We start from the raw sequence: 18,739 nt of genomic DNA, 5'->3' as shown, positions 1-18,739 counted from the left end.
GCTGGATGAGATCGTTCATGATACGAATGGAGGTTGCAATGATGCAAAAAAAATTCCCTGACTTATCTACGGAGCAACGCGTGCGGAAGCTCGAATGGCCAAGCGGCAAGGTGAAAATGGTGCTCGACACCGACACGTTCAACGAAATCGACGACCAATTCGCGGTCATCTATTCCTTGCTGTCGCCTGAACGGATACAATTGCAAGCGCTTTATGCCGCTCCGTTCTATAATGACCTGTCCATGGGACCGAAGGACGGCATGGAGAAGAGCTATCACGAAATCATACGCATCTTGAATTTGATGGACCGTGAAGACGTGCMCGTCTACCGTGGCTCGGACAGCTATCTGCCTGAGGCGAATAAGCCCGTAATCAGCGATGCGGCGAATGATCTCGTCAGTCGTGCGATGGCTTGCGACCCGAGTGATCCGCTCTACGTCGTGGGTATCGGGGCAATATCGAATATCGCCAGCGCGATTTTGCTAGAGCCGTCCATCATCGAAAGAATCGTTGTCGTCTGGCTTGGCGGACACGCGCTGGAATGGCCGGATACGAGAGAGTTCAACCTGCAGCAGGACTTGCATGCCTCTAGAATCATATTCGATTGCGGCGTTCCGCTCGTTGTCATACCGTGCATGGGCGTTGCTTCCAACTTGCGGACGACGCTATCGGAGGTGCGGGATTATGTAAGACCGTCCGGTGCAGTCGGCGAATATCTCTACGAAACCTATCGCAATTGCAAGGAAGATCACTACGGCTACTCGAGGGTGATCTGGGATATTTCCGTCGTCGCTTGGCTTGTTCGACCCGAGTGGGTTCCATCGCACTTGATTCAGAGTCCTCGCATATCGGACGACTATCGCTGGAGTTTCGATTCGACAAGACATTTGATCCGTTACGTCTCCTATATCGATCGCGATGCCGTGTTCAGCGATTTGTTCAGGAAGCTGGAGCTGGCCAGCCGGAAATGAAGAGAAAGGGCGGTGCAGGTGCTTACCTGTACCGCCCTTATTCGATGGTCTATTATCGCTACGCACGAAACGGCTGCTTCTCGATTGCGGCCACCGTGGCATTAATACGGCGGATGAGCTCGGGATCGAATTTATGCTGACGCTCGTAAGTGAGAAGGCCGTTAACTTCCTGCTCGACATCATAAAGCTGCGTATAGCAAAAAGCGCAAATATAAGGGTTTTCCAACAGTGCCAGCGTCAAGCCTTCATAACGGCTAAGGAACTCCTCCTCCGAGCGCGGGCGGTTGCCATAACCCCAGCTCTTCTGATCGGTCTGACCCGGATTCCACCAAATGCCGCCGTATTCGCTAACGAAGTAAGGCTGACCTTCGTATTTCTGACGATCCGGGAAGGTGACATACCTGTCCCCGCCGCTCCGCATCGTTTCGTAATGCTTGGCAAATTCGACTGGATCCTGATCATAGTCATGAACGTCGAATATATCGGTAACGACATGGAAGTTGCCGCTTGTATCAATAACCGGACGAGTAGCATCAAGCGACTTCGTCACTTGATAAGTGATGCGAAGCACCTCGTCATTTTGGCGGGTTCCCTGCGGACCATCCCATGTTTCATTGAACGGGCACCAGCCCACGAGAGCAGGACTGTTATAGTCGCGTTTAACGATTTCAATCCACTCCGGCAAAAATTGCTGCAGCCCCCTTGCCGTCGAAATATCAAGTCCCCAATTCGCATGCTCGCCCCATACGATGTAGCCCAATTGGTCGGCCCAATACAAGAAGCGCGCTTCAAAAACTTTCTCGTGAAGGCGTGCGCCGTTAAAGCCCAGGCTCATGGACAATTCAATATCTCTCTTCAAATGTTCATCCGTAGGAGCGGTATAAATCCCTTCCGGGTAAAAGCCTTGGTCCAGCACCAAACGTTGGAATACGGGTTTACCGTTAATGAGGATCGCGTTATTGTCCCACTTCACGGAGCGCAGGCCGAAATAGCTTGTTACCGCATCGATTGTATTGCCGTTATGCTGGATGGACAAGGTGAGATCGTAAAGGTTCGGCGAACCGATAGCCCACAAATGGCTTTCCGACAGTTGTACCGTTAGGCGTCCTTGTTTGCCATTCACGACAGCAGACTGCCTGCCTACCGTTTGGCCGCCGAATTGCGCTTCCACAGCAAACGTGAGACCATCGGCTCCGAGGAATTCGCCTTCAACATGAAGCGCTTGATTGTCGGCGTCCGGAGTCAGCTTGAACGACTGAATGTACTGCTGGGGCACTGACTCCAGCCACACAGTCTGCCAAATCCCCGTTGTTCTCGTATAGTCGCATCCATGCGAATGATACATGCTCGATTGCTTGCCGCAGGGCTRAAGTCCGGACCGCACATCGTCCTCTGCGCATACGGTCAATACGTTGGTGCCGGCATGAAGCAGATGCGTGATCTCCAGCGAAAAGGAGGCGTAACCGCCGTGATGCGTACCGGCGGATTTGCCGTTCACCCAAACCTCGGTTTCGTAGTCGACCGCTCCAAAATGCAGCAGGATGCGGTTGCCCTCCCATTCAGTTGGAACTTGGATTGCCTTGCGATACCAGACTGCAGGCATGAAGTCTTTGTTCTCAATGCCCGACAGCTTGCTCTCCGGACAGAAAGGAACGATAATTTTGTCCTTTAACGCGGAAGCGTCGAACAAATTGCGATGTTTCCCGCTTTTGCCATGATCGATTTCAAATTCCCATTCGCCGTTCAAGTTCAGCCACTCGGAGCGGACCATCTGCGGTCGCGGATATTCGGGTCGGGGTATGGAATAATTGGTTGCTGACATCATAATCCTCCTTAAAATAAGTAGTTAATTTAAAAGTTAACATAAAACTGCATATTAAATGGTTTCCACTTAAAAAGAGTATAAATAAACGATTGTATAGCTGTCAATTAGCAAACTTCAAGTGAAATACGTTTATATGATTAACTTTAATGTTAATTTAAACGAATCCGACTGAACACGTGCCGATTCTGCAAAAGAGCAATCTTATATTAAACCTTATTTGAAGGATGATGTAAATCGGAAAATAGGTAGGTATTCCCTGTAAACCCTTGAATTACTTGAAATGGCTTCACCTCAAGGGCGGCATAGGAGTATTTCTCCATTTCCTGACGATTAACGGATATATCCGTTGCCCAATGGACTTTGTAAACCCTTTCTTCATGAATTAAGATGGAAAAAGTTTATAGATGTGAAGGGGAGGGATTCGAATTAGTCCGGTTAAGCGTTACTTGGTTTGGGCCAAACCGTATTGGGGGACGATCGGCTTTATCATTCTGCTCGGCATCATTCAGTTTATCGCGCCGCTCTCTGCTCCGATTTATACGCAAATTTTAATCGATGACGTGCTCGCCGGAGAAGGCGGGGTGGGGCTCTATTCAATTATTGGCATCATGCTCGCTATTTTGTTGATCGGCGTAATCGTCAATTTCGGCAGACATTACTACTCGGCCATTCTTGGCAATCGGATGATGAAGGATCTTCGGGATCAGCTCTACTATCATCTGCAAAAGATGCCTGTAAGCTTCTACGACCAACGTCAGGTAGGCGGCATCTCCTCCAGAGTCATTCATGATATCGGAGGCGCGCAAAACTTGATTGGCGGAGGTATTATCAACCTCGTGCTCGATTTGTTAATGGTCCTTTTTGCAGGATTTCTACTATTTCGAATGAATGCCTTCTTGGCTATATTGTCTCTTGCCATCTTGCCTTTCTACTATTTGTCCTTTACGAATATGAATGTTCATATCCGTCTGGCATGGCGTTCCGTCCATAGACAGATGGAGCGCATATCGGGAACGCTTGTCGAGCGGATGGCGGGCGTTCGAATCGTGCAGGCGTTCAACGGCGAGCGGCAGGAACRGGAGCGGTTCGGCAAGCAAGGGAAGCAGCACTACAAGCTTACGTTGTCGGCCCATTTTTTCTCCAATATATTAGGCAGACTTAGCGAGACCTTTGCCCATATCGGCGGCGTTATGATCTGGCTTGTCGGCGGAAGCCTGGTACTGGCCGGCAAAATGACGGCAGGCGAAATCATTGCTTTTCAAATGTTACTGGGCAATTTGTACGGTCCAATTCAACGCTTCGCGGACGTGAACGTAACGATTCAGAACTCGATTACGAATATCGAGCGAATCTTCGAGGTGCTGGACGAGAAGCCCGCAATCGTCGAGTCGGAGAAGGCGCTGCCGATGCCGACTTGTGAGGGGCATGTCGTGTTCATTAACGCTTCTTACAACTATATGACCCGAAACGTTACTTTCCAGCAGCCGGGAGGCGGAACGAACAATCCGGATTTGATTGAGCGGGAACATGCGCCGAAACGATTTTTTTGGAAACCTACGAACGTGAATCCGCTCCCGCCGCAAATTTCATATGAAGAAAGGCAGGGTATTAAAGAGATTACGTTCGAAGCGAAATCCGGCGAAGTGATTGCGCTTGTTGGACCGAGCGGAGCCGGCAAATCGACGTTGATTAATTTGATCCCTAGATTCTATGACGCAACCGAAGGCTCAGTCATTATCGACGGCAACGATGTGCGCGATTACAAGCTGGACGATCTTCGCCGGCATATCGCTTTAGTGCTGCAGGACAATATTTTATTTTCCGGATCGATTAGGGAAAATCTTGTTTACGGCAGGCCTGAAGCGACCGAGGAAGAAGTTATTGCAGCTGCGCTGGCAGCAAACGCCGATGCATTCATTCGAGAATTTCAAGATGGCTACGATACGGTCATTGGCGAGAGAGGCATGCGCCTGTCGGGAGGACAGAAGCAAAGGCTGGCGATTGCGAGAGCCATTCTGAAGGATCCGAAAATATTGATTTTGGACGAAGCGACCTCCGCACTCGATTCGGAATCGGAAGCCATGGTGACGGAAGCGCTTGAGCGTCTGATGGAAGGAAGAACGACGTTCATCATCGCCCATCGGCTAGCAACCGTCGTACGCGCCAACCAAATACTCGTCATCGATCATGGCGAGATTGTACAGCGAGGCAGTCATCGCGCGCTGCTTCGCGAAGGAGGGCTCTACCGTAAGCTTTACGAGCAGCAGCTAAAGGCGATGAAACCGGAAGAACTGACAGGTCTAGCTCAATAAACAAGATAGAAAGCCTGAAGGGGAAACAGACCTTCAGGCTTTTTTATTCATAGTCCCCATACACTATAGGGAATACGACAAGCGTACATTGGCATGGCCTTGATGTACCGAATGGGATGGACGGCGTGCCTTGCGTCGAGCCTTCACCCAAGATCGAGCCTGGCCATTATTTTGATTACACGTTTCAAATAACGAATCCGCCGGGCACGCATATGTATCACAGTCATTATGAAACGATTATTCAAGAGCTAACGGGGTTATGCGGCGCTTTTATTATCGAGGATCCGACTGAATACCGCTTTGGATGCGACTATTTAACGCTCATCCGATCCATCAATACAATCGCGGTAGCTAGCGGTACGACTTACGATATCGAATTTGCAGCCAATAATCCGGGTGTGTGGCCGTTACATTGCCATATGCCGCATCATACGTCGAATAATTTTACGAAGCAAACGGGCGGGATGTTCACAACGGTCAAATATGTCGGGGAAACGCCGAAGGGAAGCTAGCCGCACGAGCTTGAAATAGCAGCCTGCGCTGTGTCCGCGAGTGAAGGTGGGCGGCCCCTCGAGGCCATCCGATCTCGGCATCGACGGGGCTCTGCTCGCCGCTGGGTTGCGCGAAGCGCACCGCATGCGCCCCAACCGCTCAACAATGCTGGAGTTTTACAATGAATCAATTCTCTAATTGTCAACGCCGATTAATCGCCATGGCGAATCCTTGGCTGATCGCTGAAAGGTGAAGGAGTAGGCAGTGTTTCGCTCCGGCACGTTCTTCGTCACTATCGTAATCGGCAGCGTCACTTGGGCGGATAGGGCGGGTTGCTCGGACGAATCCGAATGAAGCCCGCCTCCTTCACTCTTCTTCCGAAGCGGTTCTTTGATTGACACGAGAGTCCCCATTAATTCGACCCATTTCGTCACTTCCTCTTCCGGCACTTCCTTGGCAAGCTGCCTCAACATATGCTCGTCTTGATGGTTCAATACGACAACGAATAACTTGGCAAGCGAAGCAGGGGGAGCGGCGTCGAACAAAGCTTGCAGCTCTCCTCCTGCCTTATGCACCATAAGCTGATGGGCCAAGTCCGGAAATTCTGACTTATGCGTGCTGCTGCCAAGAAAATGGATGCAGAAGTGGCCGGAGAAGCCGTTCTCCGGTATGCCGTCGCCGCCATGCGGCATGCCGTTCATGGATGCCGCAATCCAACCTTGCTCGGATTGGACGAGAACAGCCTTGCGCTTCCAGCTCCAGCTGCCGCCGTAAATTTGCTTCATCGTTGCCGTATCGGCTTTCGTTAGCGGCTGTACGTCGGCATGATCGCTGCCGGCTCGGCGTTGCACGCGGAATGATAAGCCCGATTCGAGATCGATCACGGCAAAGATACTTTTGTTAGGGAGTGTCTGCTTCACTGAATCCCAGGATGTCATACCGCCGTAATGGTGCTTGCGCAGACCTTCGGCAAGCCGCAGCAGCATGTCCGAACTATCGGATGGCAGAAGCAGCCTTGTGTGTGCATCCTCTCGCCACAGATTGCCTGTCTCCTCCAACCGGTAATGCACGGGATTACTTTCCTGCGATAGCTGCACTTTAACCTCGACATCAGGCACAAGTACGACTTTTTCCGCCGATTCGACCTTCGACTGCTTCAATGCCTTCGTGAACTCAGCGCTGGTTATATCGAGCGTGCTCTCCAAAGCAGCCTGCCGGCTGGCATGAACCGCAATCGTTAACGATGCTAATGCTTGCGCTTTTTTACTTGCATAACCAAGTGCCTCAACAGGAGCCGACACAACTGCAAACTGCAACGCAAGCAGTACGGCAGCAGTCCCTATAGTTATCGCTAATCGCGAAGTAATTGTCCATTGTCTCATCAAATGCTGCCTCCGTTCCGCTTCATAAATGTCCGTTTATAGAATTGGCTGCGATGCTCATATTTATGTGATGAGTCATTATGCATGAAGAGCCGATTTTTTCACCATACTATGTCGGATAAATAGCTAAGAGGGGGAGCATACAATTGTTGTACCATATGGCTTTAGCTATTCTGATGCTTATTCAACCTGTTGGTATTGCGGAACATTATAATTCCGATGCAGGCTCACAAGCCGAGCGGCAAGCGCCTTTGTCTATCGAGCGTCATGGTCAACAAGTTAAGGAAGCTAGGAGCTCGGAATATACACATCCATTGCCGGGCGTTCCGATCGTGAATGAATCGAAGTTTATTTCACTTATGGATGAAGTGGACAAGCGTACCTTCACCCCGCCTGTCGATGCATCGCTTGACGGATGGGGCGGAATCGTTCCGGAGAAGACGGGTTACAGACTTGATCGAGCCTTATTCGAAGAGCAATTCTATGGCTACATTTTCGAAGGGGCAAACTTCACCTTGGAAGTCCCTATGCAGCCGGTCTATCCACGTGTTGACAGTGAATTGATGTCCTCTATTCGGGTTAAGCAAATCGGACTATATACGACGTATTACAATAGCCGCAACAAAAACCGTTCGCATAACATCCAGCTTGCGGCCAATGCGATTAACAACCGCGTCGTATTCCCGAACGAAAATTTCTCGTTCAATGAAACGGTCGGCAAGCGCACCGAAACCAAGGGCTATATGCGCGCCCCAGTCATCGTAAGGGGAGAGGTATCGGAAGGAATCGGAGGCGGCATTTGCCAAATCTCTTCCACGCTGTTCAACGCCGCTGATCGCGCTGGCCTGCAAATCGTGAACCGTTACTCTCATAGCCGCAATGTTCCTTACGTGCCGCCTGGCCGCGACGCGACGGTAAGCTGGCAGGGACCCGACTTTGTTTTTAAAAACAGGTATAACGAGCCGATTCTGATCCGCGCATATGCAAGGAACGGAACGGTCAGCATCATGATCTATTCCTCGGAAACCGTCAACGACAAGCCACGAGAAGTGCCGAGCGCTTCCAAGAAGCTGCCGGAGGAAATTATGACTGAGTTGAACACGGTTGGCCATTAAGCGGAGAAAAGTGAATTCATTCCGGGAAGGTTGTCCTTCGAAAGGCGTGCAAACTGCATGGCGATATCGGGACAACCTTTTTTACCACAACAGAATGTTTAAGTGCTTTATAGCGATAAAGCGTAAAGGAAATCATTCTGATTGGCGATAAAAACTTCCGCTTAAACGCGGTCGCTCATCCTCGAAGTACTCCGATAGGAGTTTTTCTCATTTTGGTATTGACGACTTGCGATGAAAACGCTTATAATTCAGTTAAACGATTACGTAAACGATTACCTAAGGGGACAATGATATACCGATGAGCATTAAGGAAGTGGCCAAACGAGCCAATGTATCTACCGCCACCGTATCCCATGTGATCAACGGAACCCGATACGTCGCCAACGAGACGAAGATGAGAGTGCTGGAGGTCATGAAGGAATTAAAGTATCAGCCGAACAGCGTCGCGCGAAGCTTGCGCAGCAAGCAGTCTAAGATTATCGGACTGATGGTGCCGATTATGCCCAACGATACGGCGAGCTTTTTCTTCATGTCCATTGCGCAAGGGATTGAAAACGTTCTTATGGAGAAGGGATACAGCTTGATCCTAAGCAATACGAAGGACGATATCGCAACCGAACAGGCGCAAGTGAAGATGTTCAATTCTCAATTGATCGACGGGCTGATCATGGCTCCGACCTACGAGGAGCACGCGTACTTGGATACGCTGAGAACCGGCGATTATCCAGTCGTCTTCATCGACCGCAAGCCAACTGAAGCTCAAGGCGACTGCGTGTTGACCGAAGGAGCGAGAGGGGCATACGAGGCGGCCCGCCATCTAATCGGTAAAGGGCATGAACGAATCGGCTTCATCACCGGCTCGCTTGGGTTAACGACAAGCGACGAACGGTTAGCGGGATTTAAGCAAGCATTGTCGGATAACGGACTGACAATCGAGGAACAATTAATACAGGTAGCGGATTCCACAAATTCCAGCTTTGACAGCGGATATCGGCTGACGCAGACGCTCATTACGAATCATCGGATAACGGCATTATTCGTAGCGAACAACGTCATGACTATGGGAGCGCTCCATTATMTGCAGGAAAATAACATTGCCGTTCCGGACGATATCGCGATCATCGGCTTCGACGATTATGAATGGGCCAGAGTAACAAGGCCGGCATTGTCCATGGTCAAACAGCCTTCTTTCGAGCTTGGAGAGGCAGCCGCGAATATTTTGCTGGAGCGGATCGAGAATCCCGATGCGGATTACAAGGAAGTCAGACTTCCGACCGAGCTTGTCATAAGAGGTTCTTCTTAAACGAAGAACCTACTCTAGTCTGTAAACGATAAAGCTGAAAGCTACAAGTGTTACGTAATCGTTTACGTAAACGATTACGTGCGAGAGGGTGGGTGCAAACGACGTATGAAGAAATCTGATAACACCGCTGCTTTGCCGCAAGGCATGCATCGTCCGACCAACAAGCAGGGCAATCGATTATGGCCGAAGATCAGGCAAAACTACGAGCTGTACTTGTTCATTTTGCCGGCGGTCTTATTGTATCTCGTTTTTAAGTATTACCCGATGTACGGCGTTCAAATCGCTTTCAAAGATTTTCGCGCAAGCAAAGGGATTTGGGGCAGCGAATGGGTAGGTTTCGAGCATTTTCAGCGTTTTTTCGAGGCGTATAACTTCTGGCCTATTATGGAAAACACGTTGCTCCTTAGCGTATACTCACTCGTTTTCAGCTTCCCGGTCCCGATACTCGTTGCGCTTATGCTCAATCAGATGATGGCGAAGCGGTACAAGAAGTTCGTGCAAACCGTTATCTATGCACCGCATTTTATTTCCACCGTCGTATTGATCGGCATGCTGAACGTCTTTCTATCTCCGAACAGCGGGCTCGTCAATCACGTCATCGCTTTCTTTGGCGGGGATCCAATCCTGTTCATGGCCGACGAAGGCTGGTTCCGACCGCTGTACGTATTGTCAGGCATATGGCAAGAGACCGGCTTCGCAACGATTATCTACTTGGCCGCGCTGGCCGGCGTCAACCCCGAACTGCACGAGGCGGCGATTATGGACGGGGCGAGCAAGTGGAAGCGGGTTAAGCATGTCGATATCCCTAGCATACTTCCGACAATTATCATCCTGATGGTTCTTGCGGTCGGCAATATTATGAGTATCGGCTTCGAGAAAGCCTATCTGATGCAAAGCGACTTAAACTATGCAACATCCAACATTATTCCGACTTACGTGTACGAACTCGGGATACAGAAGGCGCAGTACAGCTTCTCTGCCGCAATCGGTCTATTCAATTCAATCATCAACGTCGTGCTGCTTGTAACCGTGAACCGTGTAGCCAAGAAGCTAACGGAAACGAGCTTATGGTAAGGAGGCTAACTAAACATGAATGCGCTGCTAAGAAGAAAATCCAAAGGCGATCTTGCGTTCGATATCGCCAATTACACGCTGCTTACGATCGCGATGCTGTTAATCCTGTATCCGCTCTATTTCGTGTTCATTGCATCGTTCAGCGATCCTAATATGATTTATTCCGGCCAAATCTGGCTATTGCCCAAGGGGCTTACGCTTGACGGTTACGAGCGGATCTTCGCGGATGCGACGATATGGATCGGGTACGGCAATTCGCTGCTGTATGCCGTTGTCGGCACGCTTATTAGCGTGGCCGTCACGCTGCTCGCCGCGTATCCGCTGGCACGCAGAGACTTTGTCGGCAGAGGGCTGTTTATGTGGTTCTTCATGTTCACGATGTTTTTCGGCGGGGGACTCATACCGACCTACCTGCTGATCAAAGACCTGCACATGATCAATACAATATGGGCGCTCGTTATTCCGGGCGTGGGAAGCGTGTTCAACATCATCATCGTGCGCACCTTCTTCCAAAGCACGATTCCCGACGAAATGCGGGAGGCCGCTTTCATCGACGGCTGCTCGAATACGCGCTTTTTCTTCAGCATGGTCCTTCAGCTGTCGAAGCCGATTATTGCCGTTATGGTGCTATATCACGTGGTCGGCTTCTGGAACGGTTTCTTCGACGCTATGATTTATTTGAACGAGGAGTCGAAGTATCCGCTCCAGCTCGTCCTGCGCAATATTCTTGTGCAAAATCAAGTGAACGGAAGCATGATGATCGACGTGGAATCGTATGCCGCCAAGCTAAGGGTAACCGAGCTGATCAAATACGGCGTCATTATCATCGCCAGCCTTCCGCTGCTGATTTTGTATCCGTTCCTGCAGCGTTATTTTGTCAAAGGGGTCATGATTGGCTCCATCAAGGGCTAACGCCTCTGTATTAGCGGTTGTCTCCGGGCTCCGTATTTCCGCGGATCGGACTCGGTTGATAATAGATAAAAAGCGATATTAAAAAGGGAGGATCTCATCAAATGAAAAAAGCAGGGTCGATTGCCGTAAGCGTCATGCTGAGCGCCGGATTGCTGCTCTCCGCTTGCGGAAGCAACGATGCGAACAAAGGCAAAGAAACGCCGAGCACAGAGATCAACAAAGAAGGGCTACCGATCGTAAACGAGAAAGTAACGCTGTCGATCGTGTCGCCGAAGGCTCAGCTTGCTCCGGAATATAACGAGATGGAAATATTCAAGCGGCTGGAAACCGATACGAACGTTCATATTGAATGGAATAATATTCCCGACACCGATTACGGGGAGAAGAAAAACTTGCTGCTGGCAAGCGGCGATCTGCCGGATGCGTTCTATGCTTCGCAATTTTCCGATTATGAATTGATTACGTACGGGGAAGACGGCACGATTATTCCGCTTGAGGATTTGATCAAAGAATACGCGCCGAATTTGAATAAGCTGCTTGAAGAAAGGCCCGATGTCAAGGCGGCCATTACAGCCCCGAACGGACATATCTACGGATTGCCGACTTGGGAGGAGAACGAGCTCGGAACGAATCCGTTCTTCCACGTCATCAATACGGAATGGCTGAACAAGCTGAACTTGAAATTCCCGGAAACGCTTGACGAGTATACGGCTGCGCTTGTCGCCTTCAAGACGCTCGATCCGAATGGCAATGGCAAAGCTGACGAAGTACCTCTCAGCTTCATGCATATGCAATGGTGCATGGATATCGGCGGGTTGTTCGGCGCGTTCGGCATGCCTGACAATCTGGAGCATCGTATCGTACGCGACGGTAAAGTCATCTTCACGGCTACGCAGCCGCAGTATAAGGAAGCGCTGACTTACTTCAACGAAAAATGGTACAAACAAGGACTCATCGATCCCGAATCGTTCACACAGGACGCTCCGCAATATTTGGCCAAAGGCAAGACGCCTGAGCCTACGCTTGGCTCTTATGTATGGTGGGAAATCGAAGAGGTTGTAGGCACGGAGCAGGCTAAAAATTACGCTCTTGTACCGCCGCTTACGGGACCTAACGGCGACAAGACGATCGGTCGCGGCAACGGCGGCGGACCTGGCCGCAACGCATTCGTTATTACAAAGGACAACGAAAATCCGGAAGTCACGATGCGCTGGATCGACCAGCAATACGAGCCGTACATGGCAGCGCAAATTCACTGGGGCCCGATCGGCGTCATTTACGAGAAGGATGCTAGCGGCAAGCTGGTCAACCTCCCGCTTGAGGAAGGCGTATCGATGGGCGAATTCCGCCAGAAGGTCGCTCCGAACGGCGCGGGCGTGATCACGAAGGACCACTTCAAGACGATCGTGGATATGGAGCCGCGCGCGCAGCAGCGGAAGAAGGATCTGGAGCAAACCTACGAGCCGTTCATGGAGAAGGAAAACTATCCGACGATTTTCTTCGAGCCGGAAGAGCTTGATCAAATTAACCAAATCGAGCCGGAGCTAATGAAATACGTCAATACGCAAAGAGCGAAGTTTATCGTCGACGGCGTGACGGACGCAGCATGGGACGGCTATGTGAAGAAGGTCGAGGATATGGGCCTTAGCAAGCTGATGACGATCTACCAAACGGCGCTAGACAGATATAAAGAAGCTCAGAAATAGTAGATAAGGATTGGCGTCGACGGAGCATTCCATCCGAATGTTCCGTCGACGTCATTAAGGAGAGAGAACCGAATGAAGCATACGTATAACCACCCGCTAAGACCTCAATTTCATTTTACGTCCGAAGCCCATTGGCTGAACGATCCGAACGGCATGGTGTACTTCGATGGCGAGTACCATTTGTTCTACCAGCATCATCCGGAGAGCACGGTGTGGGGACCGATGCACTGGGGTCATGCGATAAGCCGCGATCTTGTCCGATGGGAGCACCAGCCAATCGCGCTTTACCCCGATCGCAACGGTACGATTTTCTCCGGCAGCGCAGTAGTCGATTGGCACGATACGAGCGGATTTTTTGATGGCGGCGCAGGGCTCGTTGCGATTTATACGCAGACCGAGATGATTGAAGGCTCGGACCAATCCAAGCAGCGACAAAGCATCGCGTACAGCAGAGATAACGGTCGTACTTGGATAGCATTTGCGGGTAATCCGGTGCTGGCGGACGAGAGATGCCCCGACTTCCGCGATCCGAAAGTATTCTGGCATGAAGCTTCGAAGCATTGGGTCATGGTACTTGCGGCCGGCGATCGTTTATTTCTTTATACGTCAAACAATTTGCAGGACTGGACATTCGCAAGCGAATTCGGTGCTGCCGATGGATCGCATGACGGCGTCTGGGAGTGCCCCGATCTGTTCGCTCTGCCCGTCGATGGTCGGAAGGGCAATGAGAAGTGGGTTATGATTGTAAGCATCGGCGACAACGAGCAGATGCCGGAAGGCTCCCGTACGCAATATTTCGTCGGAGAGTTCGACGGTCGAACTTTCGTGAACGACAATTCGCCGGAGACGATTCTATGGATGGATCACGGCCGCGACAACTATGCGGGCGTGACGTGGTCGGATGCGCCAGGCAATGGCGAAGATCGGCTTCTTATCGGCTGGATGAACAATTGGAAATACGCGAACCTTATTCCGACGGGCGAATGGCGCGGCGCGATGACGCTTCCCCGCAAGCTGTCGCTGGAGCAACGGGCTGGAGGCATTCGCCTGATCCAGCACACGCTTGATGCTCTTGACGGACTTCGTCTAGGGGGAACCGAATGGAGCGATCTGACGATAGAGTCGGGTCATAATCAACTGCTTGCAGAGCAAGGCGAACTGCTAGAGATGGCAGTGGAGTTCGAGCTCGGAACAGCAGCCGAATTCGGCATTAAGCTTAAGTCCGGTACTCGCGGCGACGTAGAATATGAAACGATCGTCGGCTACGATGCTGCAGCCGGTGAACTGTTTATCGATAGAACGAAGGCGGGCGACTCGGCGTTTCATCCCCAGTTCGCTTGCAAGCATGGCGCCTCCCTTGCGGCTCCGAACGGGCGAGTCAAGCTTCGCTTATGGGTAGACCGGTCGTCGGTCGAGCTATTCGCGGACGAAGGCGGATTGGTCATGACGGACCAGCTGTTCCCTCATGCCGGGAATGACTCTATCGAGCTGTATGCGACAGGGGGAAGTGTACGCGTTGTTTCTCTGCAGTACTATCCGCTGCAGTCCGTGTATGCCTCGTCAACGACAAAGGAAACGGTACAAAAATAAGCAAGGGGGAGCATTTATGGTTCAAAAAGGAGACAAGGCGACGCTGGATGGCGATCTAATCGGTTATTGGCCCTTAGATGAGACGGATGGCAGAACCGTCCTGGATGTCGTCAGCGGAAGGCAAGACGAGATTTCATATGCTCTGCTGGATGCGAGATTTACGGAATCTGCCGATCCGAAGCGCGTCGTAGGCATTTCGGGAAACGCGCTGCTGTTCGACGGCTATTCAACCTGGATTAGCCGTACGGCGGATGCCGTAGAGCAGCCGCTTGAAGCGCTGACCATTACGGCATGGGTAGCTCCCCGTTCTTACGAGTGGGGGGAGGATCAGCGGCTTTCGGCGATCGTGAACCGGCATGACAGGGAAGCGAGAGAAGGTTTTATACTCGGCATGTATCGGCATGGCTCATGGTCGCTTCAGGTCGGCATTGAAGGCCGATGGATCGAGCTTTGGTGCGAAGATGAGCCGCTTGAGAAGGACAAGTGGTCGCATGTGGCGGCAACCTTCGATAGTAATCAATCGATGATGAGGCTTTACCTGAACGGCGTTCAGGTTGCCGCACATCCTACACTGGCACATGCGCCGATTACTTCGTGCGGTACTGATCTGCTCATCGGCCGGAATAATCAGGCTAAAGTGCTGGCGGAAGCGTTCCGGCATCATCTATTCGGCGGTCTGATGGACGAGGTGAAGATATACCGACGAGCTCTGACGGCAGAGGAGATCGCGTATTCCGTTGAGATGGATCTTGCGCCTTACGGCGGAGTCGTGCCTGCGATCGCGGAAGCGGATATTCGGCTCGACCGCACGCCGCTGCTGAAGGACCGGCACCGGCCGCAGTATCATGCGAGTCCGCCGGCGCATTGGATGAACGAGCCGCATGCTCCGATCTATTTTGAAGGGAAATATCATCTTTTTTATCAGCACAATCCCCAAGGGCCTTATTGGTCGCAAATTCATTGGGGTCACTGGGTGAGCGACGATTTGGTGCGTTGGCGGGACTTGCCGGTTGCGCTTACGCCCGAGAAGGGGCAAGTCGATCCCGATGGCGTTTGGTCGGGCAGCGCCGCATATGACGAGAACGGCGTGCCCGCGCTTTTCTTCACGGCGGGGGACGATAGCGCGTCGCCTAATCAGCGTGTCGGTCTAGCTCGCAGTACGTTCTTGCAGGACGGCGATTCCGATCTTGCGAAGTGGGTAAAGCATCCGGCGCCTTTAATCGTGCAGGAGAAGGGCCAGGGCATGTTCGGAGACTTCCGTGATCCGTTCGTATGGAAGGAAGGCGAGTTGTGGTATTTGCTTATCGGTACGGGAACGGACGACGGGCGCGGAGGAACGGCGCTGGCCTACACGTCTCGGAACATGACGGACTGGTCTTATAAGGGTGAGTTCTTCACGGTTGATCCGGCCGTCTATCCGTATCTCGGCAATATGTGGGAGCTGCCTGTGCTGCTGCCGCTTGGCAAGGATGGCGGGGGCAAGGAGAAGCATGTATTTCTTATCAGCCCGCTAGGACCGGGGGCGGACGTAGAGGTGTTCTATTGGATCGGGACATTCGATACTGAAGCATTTCGGTTCAAGCCCGATCGCGAAGAGCCGCAGCTTATCGATGTCGGTGACTTCCATTTTACCGGGCCAAGCGGCATGGTAGATCCGAGGACGGGGCGCAATATCGTGTTTACGATCGCGCAGGGCGAACGGACGCCGCAGGTAGACTATGATTCGGGCTGGGCGCATAATGCGGGTTTGCCGCTCTGCCTGTTTCTTCGGGAGGATGGACAGCTTGGCGTTGAGCCTATAGAGGAGCTGCAGTCGCTGCGCGGCGAGCATCTGGTATCGTTAGCGAACGTATCGCTTACCGAGGTCAACGAGCGGCTTGCGAATGTGAAGGGCGATATGCTTGAAGTTGTGTTCGAGCTTGCCGAGGCGGAAGAAAACGATATCGGGATTGGCGTAAGGAGATCACCGGACGGAGAAGAAGAGACGGTGATTTATTATGATAGGAATCAGTCCGAGCTCGGCGTGGATCGCACGAAGTCGACGCTAGATCCCGAGGCGCGTTCGAGAGGCGTCCAAAGCGGGAAGCTGGAACTGGCCGGCGAAGCGCTGCGGCTGCGGGTTTACTTGGACCGCTCGATGATCGAAGCGTACGCGAACGGGTTGAAGAGCGTGACGACGAGAGCGTATCCGAGCCGTGAAGACGCGCTTGGCTTGCAGCTTTCGGGCGAACCTTCCATAATGATAAAGTCGATTGATATTTGGAGGATGGCGTCCGCGTACGAATCATAGTAATCGCAGCGACGTTGTCATGAAATGAAGGAGAGATAAGGCAATGCGAATAGGTGCGATAGAAGCGGGCGGGACGAAGTTCGTCTGCGGAATAGGCGACGAGAACGGCGTCATCTCGGATCGAATCAGCTTCCCGACCGGGCAGCCGGAGGAGACGCTCGCCCAGGCGATCGCTTACTTTAGCGGCAAAGGCGTAGAGGCGATCGGTATCGGCAGCTTTGGTCCGATCAACCTTGATCCGCACAGCGGGCAGTATGGATACGTAACGACGACACCAAAGCCAGGTTGGTCAGGCTTCGACTTTCTGGGAGCGTTGCGAGCGGAGTTCGACGTACCGCTAGGCTGGGATACCGACGTGAATGCCGCAGCCTACGGCGAGGCCAAGTGGGGTGCAGCGAAAGGGCTGGACAGCTGCGTCTATTACACAATAGGGACAGGGATCGGTGTCGGCGTCTATGCCGAGGGCAAGCCCATTCACGGCCTTGTTCATCCGGAGGGCGGCCATATACTGACGCGCCGACATGGTCATGATCGCTTCGAGGGCTGCTGTCCGTATCACGGAGACTGCCTGGAAGGAATGGCAGCCGGACCAGCCATCGAGAAGCGTTGGGGCGTGAAGGGCAGCGAGCTGGGCGCTGATCATGAGGCATGGGCGATGGAAGCCTATTATATCGGCCAATCGTTGACGTCTACGATCCTCTTGCTGTCTCCCGAGAAGATTATACTCGGAGGCGGCGTCATGCATCAGGAGCAGCTATTCCCGCTAATTCGCGCCGAGGTGCAGCGTAATCTGAACGGGTATGTGAGCGCGGAGCCGCTGCTTAGCGGTATCGAGAGCTATATCGTACCTCCCGGTCTTGGCGACAATGCCGGATTATGCGGCTCGCTCGCACTCGGGTTAGAGGCTCATCGCCTTTCCTTGCGATAACTGCTGGGGCTAACTGCCTGCCACTTATGGAACTGGTTAATAAAATGATTGTAATTCTGATAGCCGACGTCGTACGCGATGTCGGCTAAGCCTCTATCCGTATGCTCCAGGAGCAGCGCAGCTTGGCGAATGCGCATTTGATTCAGCGTATCAATGATCGATAGTCCGGTACTCTCCTTGAACAGATGCGACAAGCGCGATGACGAGAGCTGGACGGCTGAAGCCAGCTCTTCGATCTTGAGCGGCTCGCGCATCCCTTGCGAGATGCGATTCAAGGTTTCCTCGACACGGCTGTCGAAATGCTGCTTCCGTCTGCGTGCGAGCAGAATAAGCACTTCGCTAAGCGAGGCGAGGCAAAGCTCGTTCCAATAGCTGCTGCGTTCCCTGGAGTCCGATAGTATTCGGGAGAACGCCCTATATATTCGCTTGCGAGCCGAATCCCCCGCAACCGTTTCATTAAACAGCTTCGCTTCCGGCAGCAGATTGGCCTGTATGGCATGATCGGGAAAATGCGCCCAGATAAAGTGCCAGCGCATCCCTTTTGCCGTTCCGTATTGATGAGGCGTATCCGGTCTCATCAAAGTGACATCGMCGGGCTTGCATTTGAGCTCCTCACCGGGAATATGGAAGTACCCCTCGCCCGCGATCGTATACGTAATCAGCCAATCGCCCATGCCTGCCGGCCGGGAGGCTGCATAAGTATCCGGCTCATCGAAGTGACCGGACAACACAATTCCTGCCGCAGAGCCGTTGTATTCCGTTGGAACGTTCAATTTAAGCATGCCCTCAATTCCTCTCCTCTCACAACAGAATTTATATTCAAAGCATAACGCTGTTTG

At 52.1% G+C, this 18,739-nt stretch carries 14 protein-coding genes; 11 read left to right on the top strand and 3 right to left on the bottom strand.

The genetic code is table 11. The features are described 5' to 3' along the window. The first annotated feature begins 38 nt into the window (after nt 1–38). Nucleotides 39–971, top strand: a complete 933-nt coding sequence (locus AB4Z33_RS02505; protein WP_442048375.1) for a nucleoside hydrolase — start codon at nt 39–41, stop codon at nt 969–971. Between the two features lie 58 nt (nt 972–1,029). Here AB4Z33_RS02505 and AB4Z33_RS02500 read toward each other — a convergent pair whose 3' ends face one another. After that, nucleotides 1,030–2,793: a glycoside hydrolase family 2 protein gene (locus tag AB4Z33_RS02500; RefSeq protein ID WP_442048374.1), complete on the bottom strand. Its 1,764-nt coding sequence runs from the start codon at nt 2,791–2,793 to the stop codon at nt 1,030–1,032. A 449-nt stretch (nt 2,794–3,242) separates the two neighbouring features. Between AB4Z33_RS02500 and AB4Z33_RS02495 the strand changes: the two genes are divergently transcribed. After that, nucleotides 3,243–5,108, top strand: coding sequence for an ABC transporter ATP-binding protein (locus tag AB4Z33_RS02495; RefSeq protein ID WP_442048373.1), 1,866 nt, complete (start codon nt 3,243–3,245; stop codon nt 5,106–5,108). A 65-nt stretch (nt 5,109–5,173) separates the two neighbouring features. Continuing rightward, nucleotides 5,174–5,620 carry a multicopper oxidase domain-containing protein gene (locus AB4Z33_RS02490; protein WP_442048393.1) on the top strand — a complete coding sequence of 149 codons (447 nt, stop codon included), beginning with the start codon at nt 5,174–5,176 and terminating at the stop codon, nt 5,618–5,620. A gap of 174 nt (nt 5,621–5,794) precedes the next feature. On the opposite strand, the gene AB4Z33_RS02485 is transcribed toward AB4Z33_RS02490, so the two are convergent. After that, nucleotides 5,795–6,982, bottom strand: coding sequence for a hypothetical protein (locus AB4Z33_RS02485; RefSeq protein WP_442048372.1), 1,188 nt, complete (start codon nt 6,980–6,982; stop codon nt 5,795–5,797). A gap of 146 nt (nt 6,983–7,128) precedes the next feature. Here AB4Z33_RS02485 and AB4Z33_RS02480 point away from each other — a divergent pair, with 146 nt between their 5' ends. The 8 genes from AB4Z33_RS02480 to AB4Z33_RS02445 all read left to right on the top strand — a co-directional run bounded on the left by AB4Z33_RS02480 (nt 7,129) and on the right by AB4Z33_RS02445 (nt 17,900). Beyond that, on the top strand, nt 7,129–8,097 hold the full coding sequence (locus tag AB4Z33_RS02480; protein ID WP_442048371.1) for a VanW family protein: 969 nt from the start codon (nt 7,129–7,131) through the stop codon (nt 8,095–8,097). A gap of 298 nt (nt 8,098–8,395) precedes the next feature. Next, a complete protein-coding gene (locus AB4Z33_RS02475) occupies nt 8,396–9,400 on the top strand; it encodes a LacI family DNA-binding transcriptional regulator (RefSeq protein ID WP_442048370.1) in 1,005 nt (334 codons plus the stop codon). A gap of 144 nt (nt 9,401–9,544) precedes the next feature. Next, nucleotides 9,545–10,474, top strand: coding sequence for an ABC transporter permease (locus AB4Z33_RS02470; protein ID WP_442048392.1), 930 nt, complete (start codon nt 9,545–9,547; stop codon nt 10,472–10,474). A gap of 15 nt (nt 10,475–10,489) precedes the next feature. Further along, nucleotides 10,490–11,386, top strand: a complete 897-nt coding sequence (locus AB4Z33_RS02465; protein ID WP_442048369.1) for a carbohydrate ABC transporter permease — start codon at nt 10,490–10,492, stop codon at nt 11,384–11,386. Nucleotides 11,387–11,487: 101 nt separating this feature from the next. Then, nucleotides 11,488–13,092, top strand: a complete 1,605-nt coding sequence (locus AB4Z33_RS02460; protein WP_442048368.1) for an ABC transporter substrate-binding protein — start codon at nt 11,488–11,490, stop codon at nt 13,090–13,092. A 72-nt stretch (nt 13,093–13,164) separates the two neighbouring features. After that, complete coding sequence (locus tag AB4Z33_RS02455; RefSeq protein ID WP_442048367.1) at nt 13,165–14,682, top strand: glycoside hydrolase family 32 protein; 1,518 nt, start codon at nt 13,165–13,167, stop codon at nt 14,680–14,682. 16 nt (nt 14,683–14,698) lie between these two features. Beyond that, nucleotides 14,699–16,972, top strand: coding sequence for a GH32 C-terminal domain-containing protein (locus AB4Z33_RS02450; RefSeq protein WP_442048366.1), 2,274 nt, complete (start codon nt 14,699–14,701; stop codon nt 16,970–16,972). A gap of 43 nt (nt 16,973–17,015) precedes the next feature. Beyond that, nucleotides 17,016–17,900, top strand: a complete 885-nt coding sequence (locus tag AB4Z33_RS02445) for an ROK family protein (RefSeq protein ID WP_442048365.1) — start codon at nt 17,016–17,018, stop codon at nt 17,898–17,900. Here AB4Z33_RS02445 and AB4Z33_RS02440 read toward each other — a convergent pair. Then, the gene (locus AB4Z33_RS02440) at nt 17,879–18,682 is read right to left on the bottom strand and encodes a helix-turn-helix domain-containing protein (protein WP_442048364.1); all 804 of its coding nucleotides are present in this window, start codon (nt 18,680–18,682) and stop codon (nt 17,879–17,881) included. The genes AB4Z33_RS02445 and AB4Z33_RS02440 overlap by 22 nt on opposite strands. Nucleotides 18,683–18,739: the final 57 nt, after the last annotated feature.

It is taken from the genome of Paenibacillus sp. 2TAB19, assembly GCF_052115185.1.
Lineage (GTDB): Bacteria > Bacillota > Bacilli > Paenibacillales > Paenibacillaceae > Pristimantibacillus.
The sequence above is the reverse complement of the archived record's forward strand: the minus strand, read 5'-3'. Positions and strand labels throughout refer to the sequence as shown.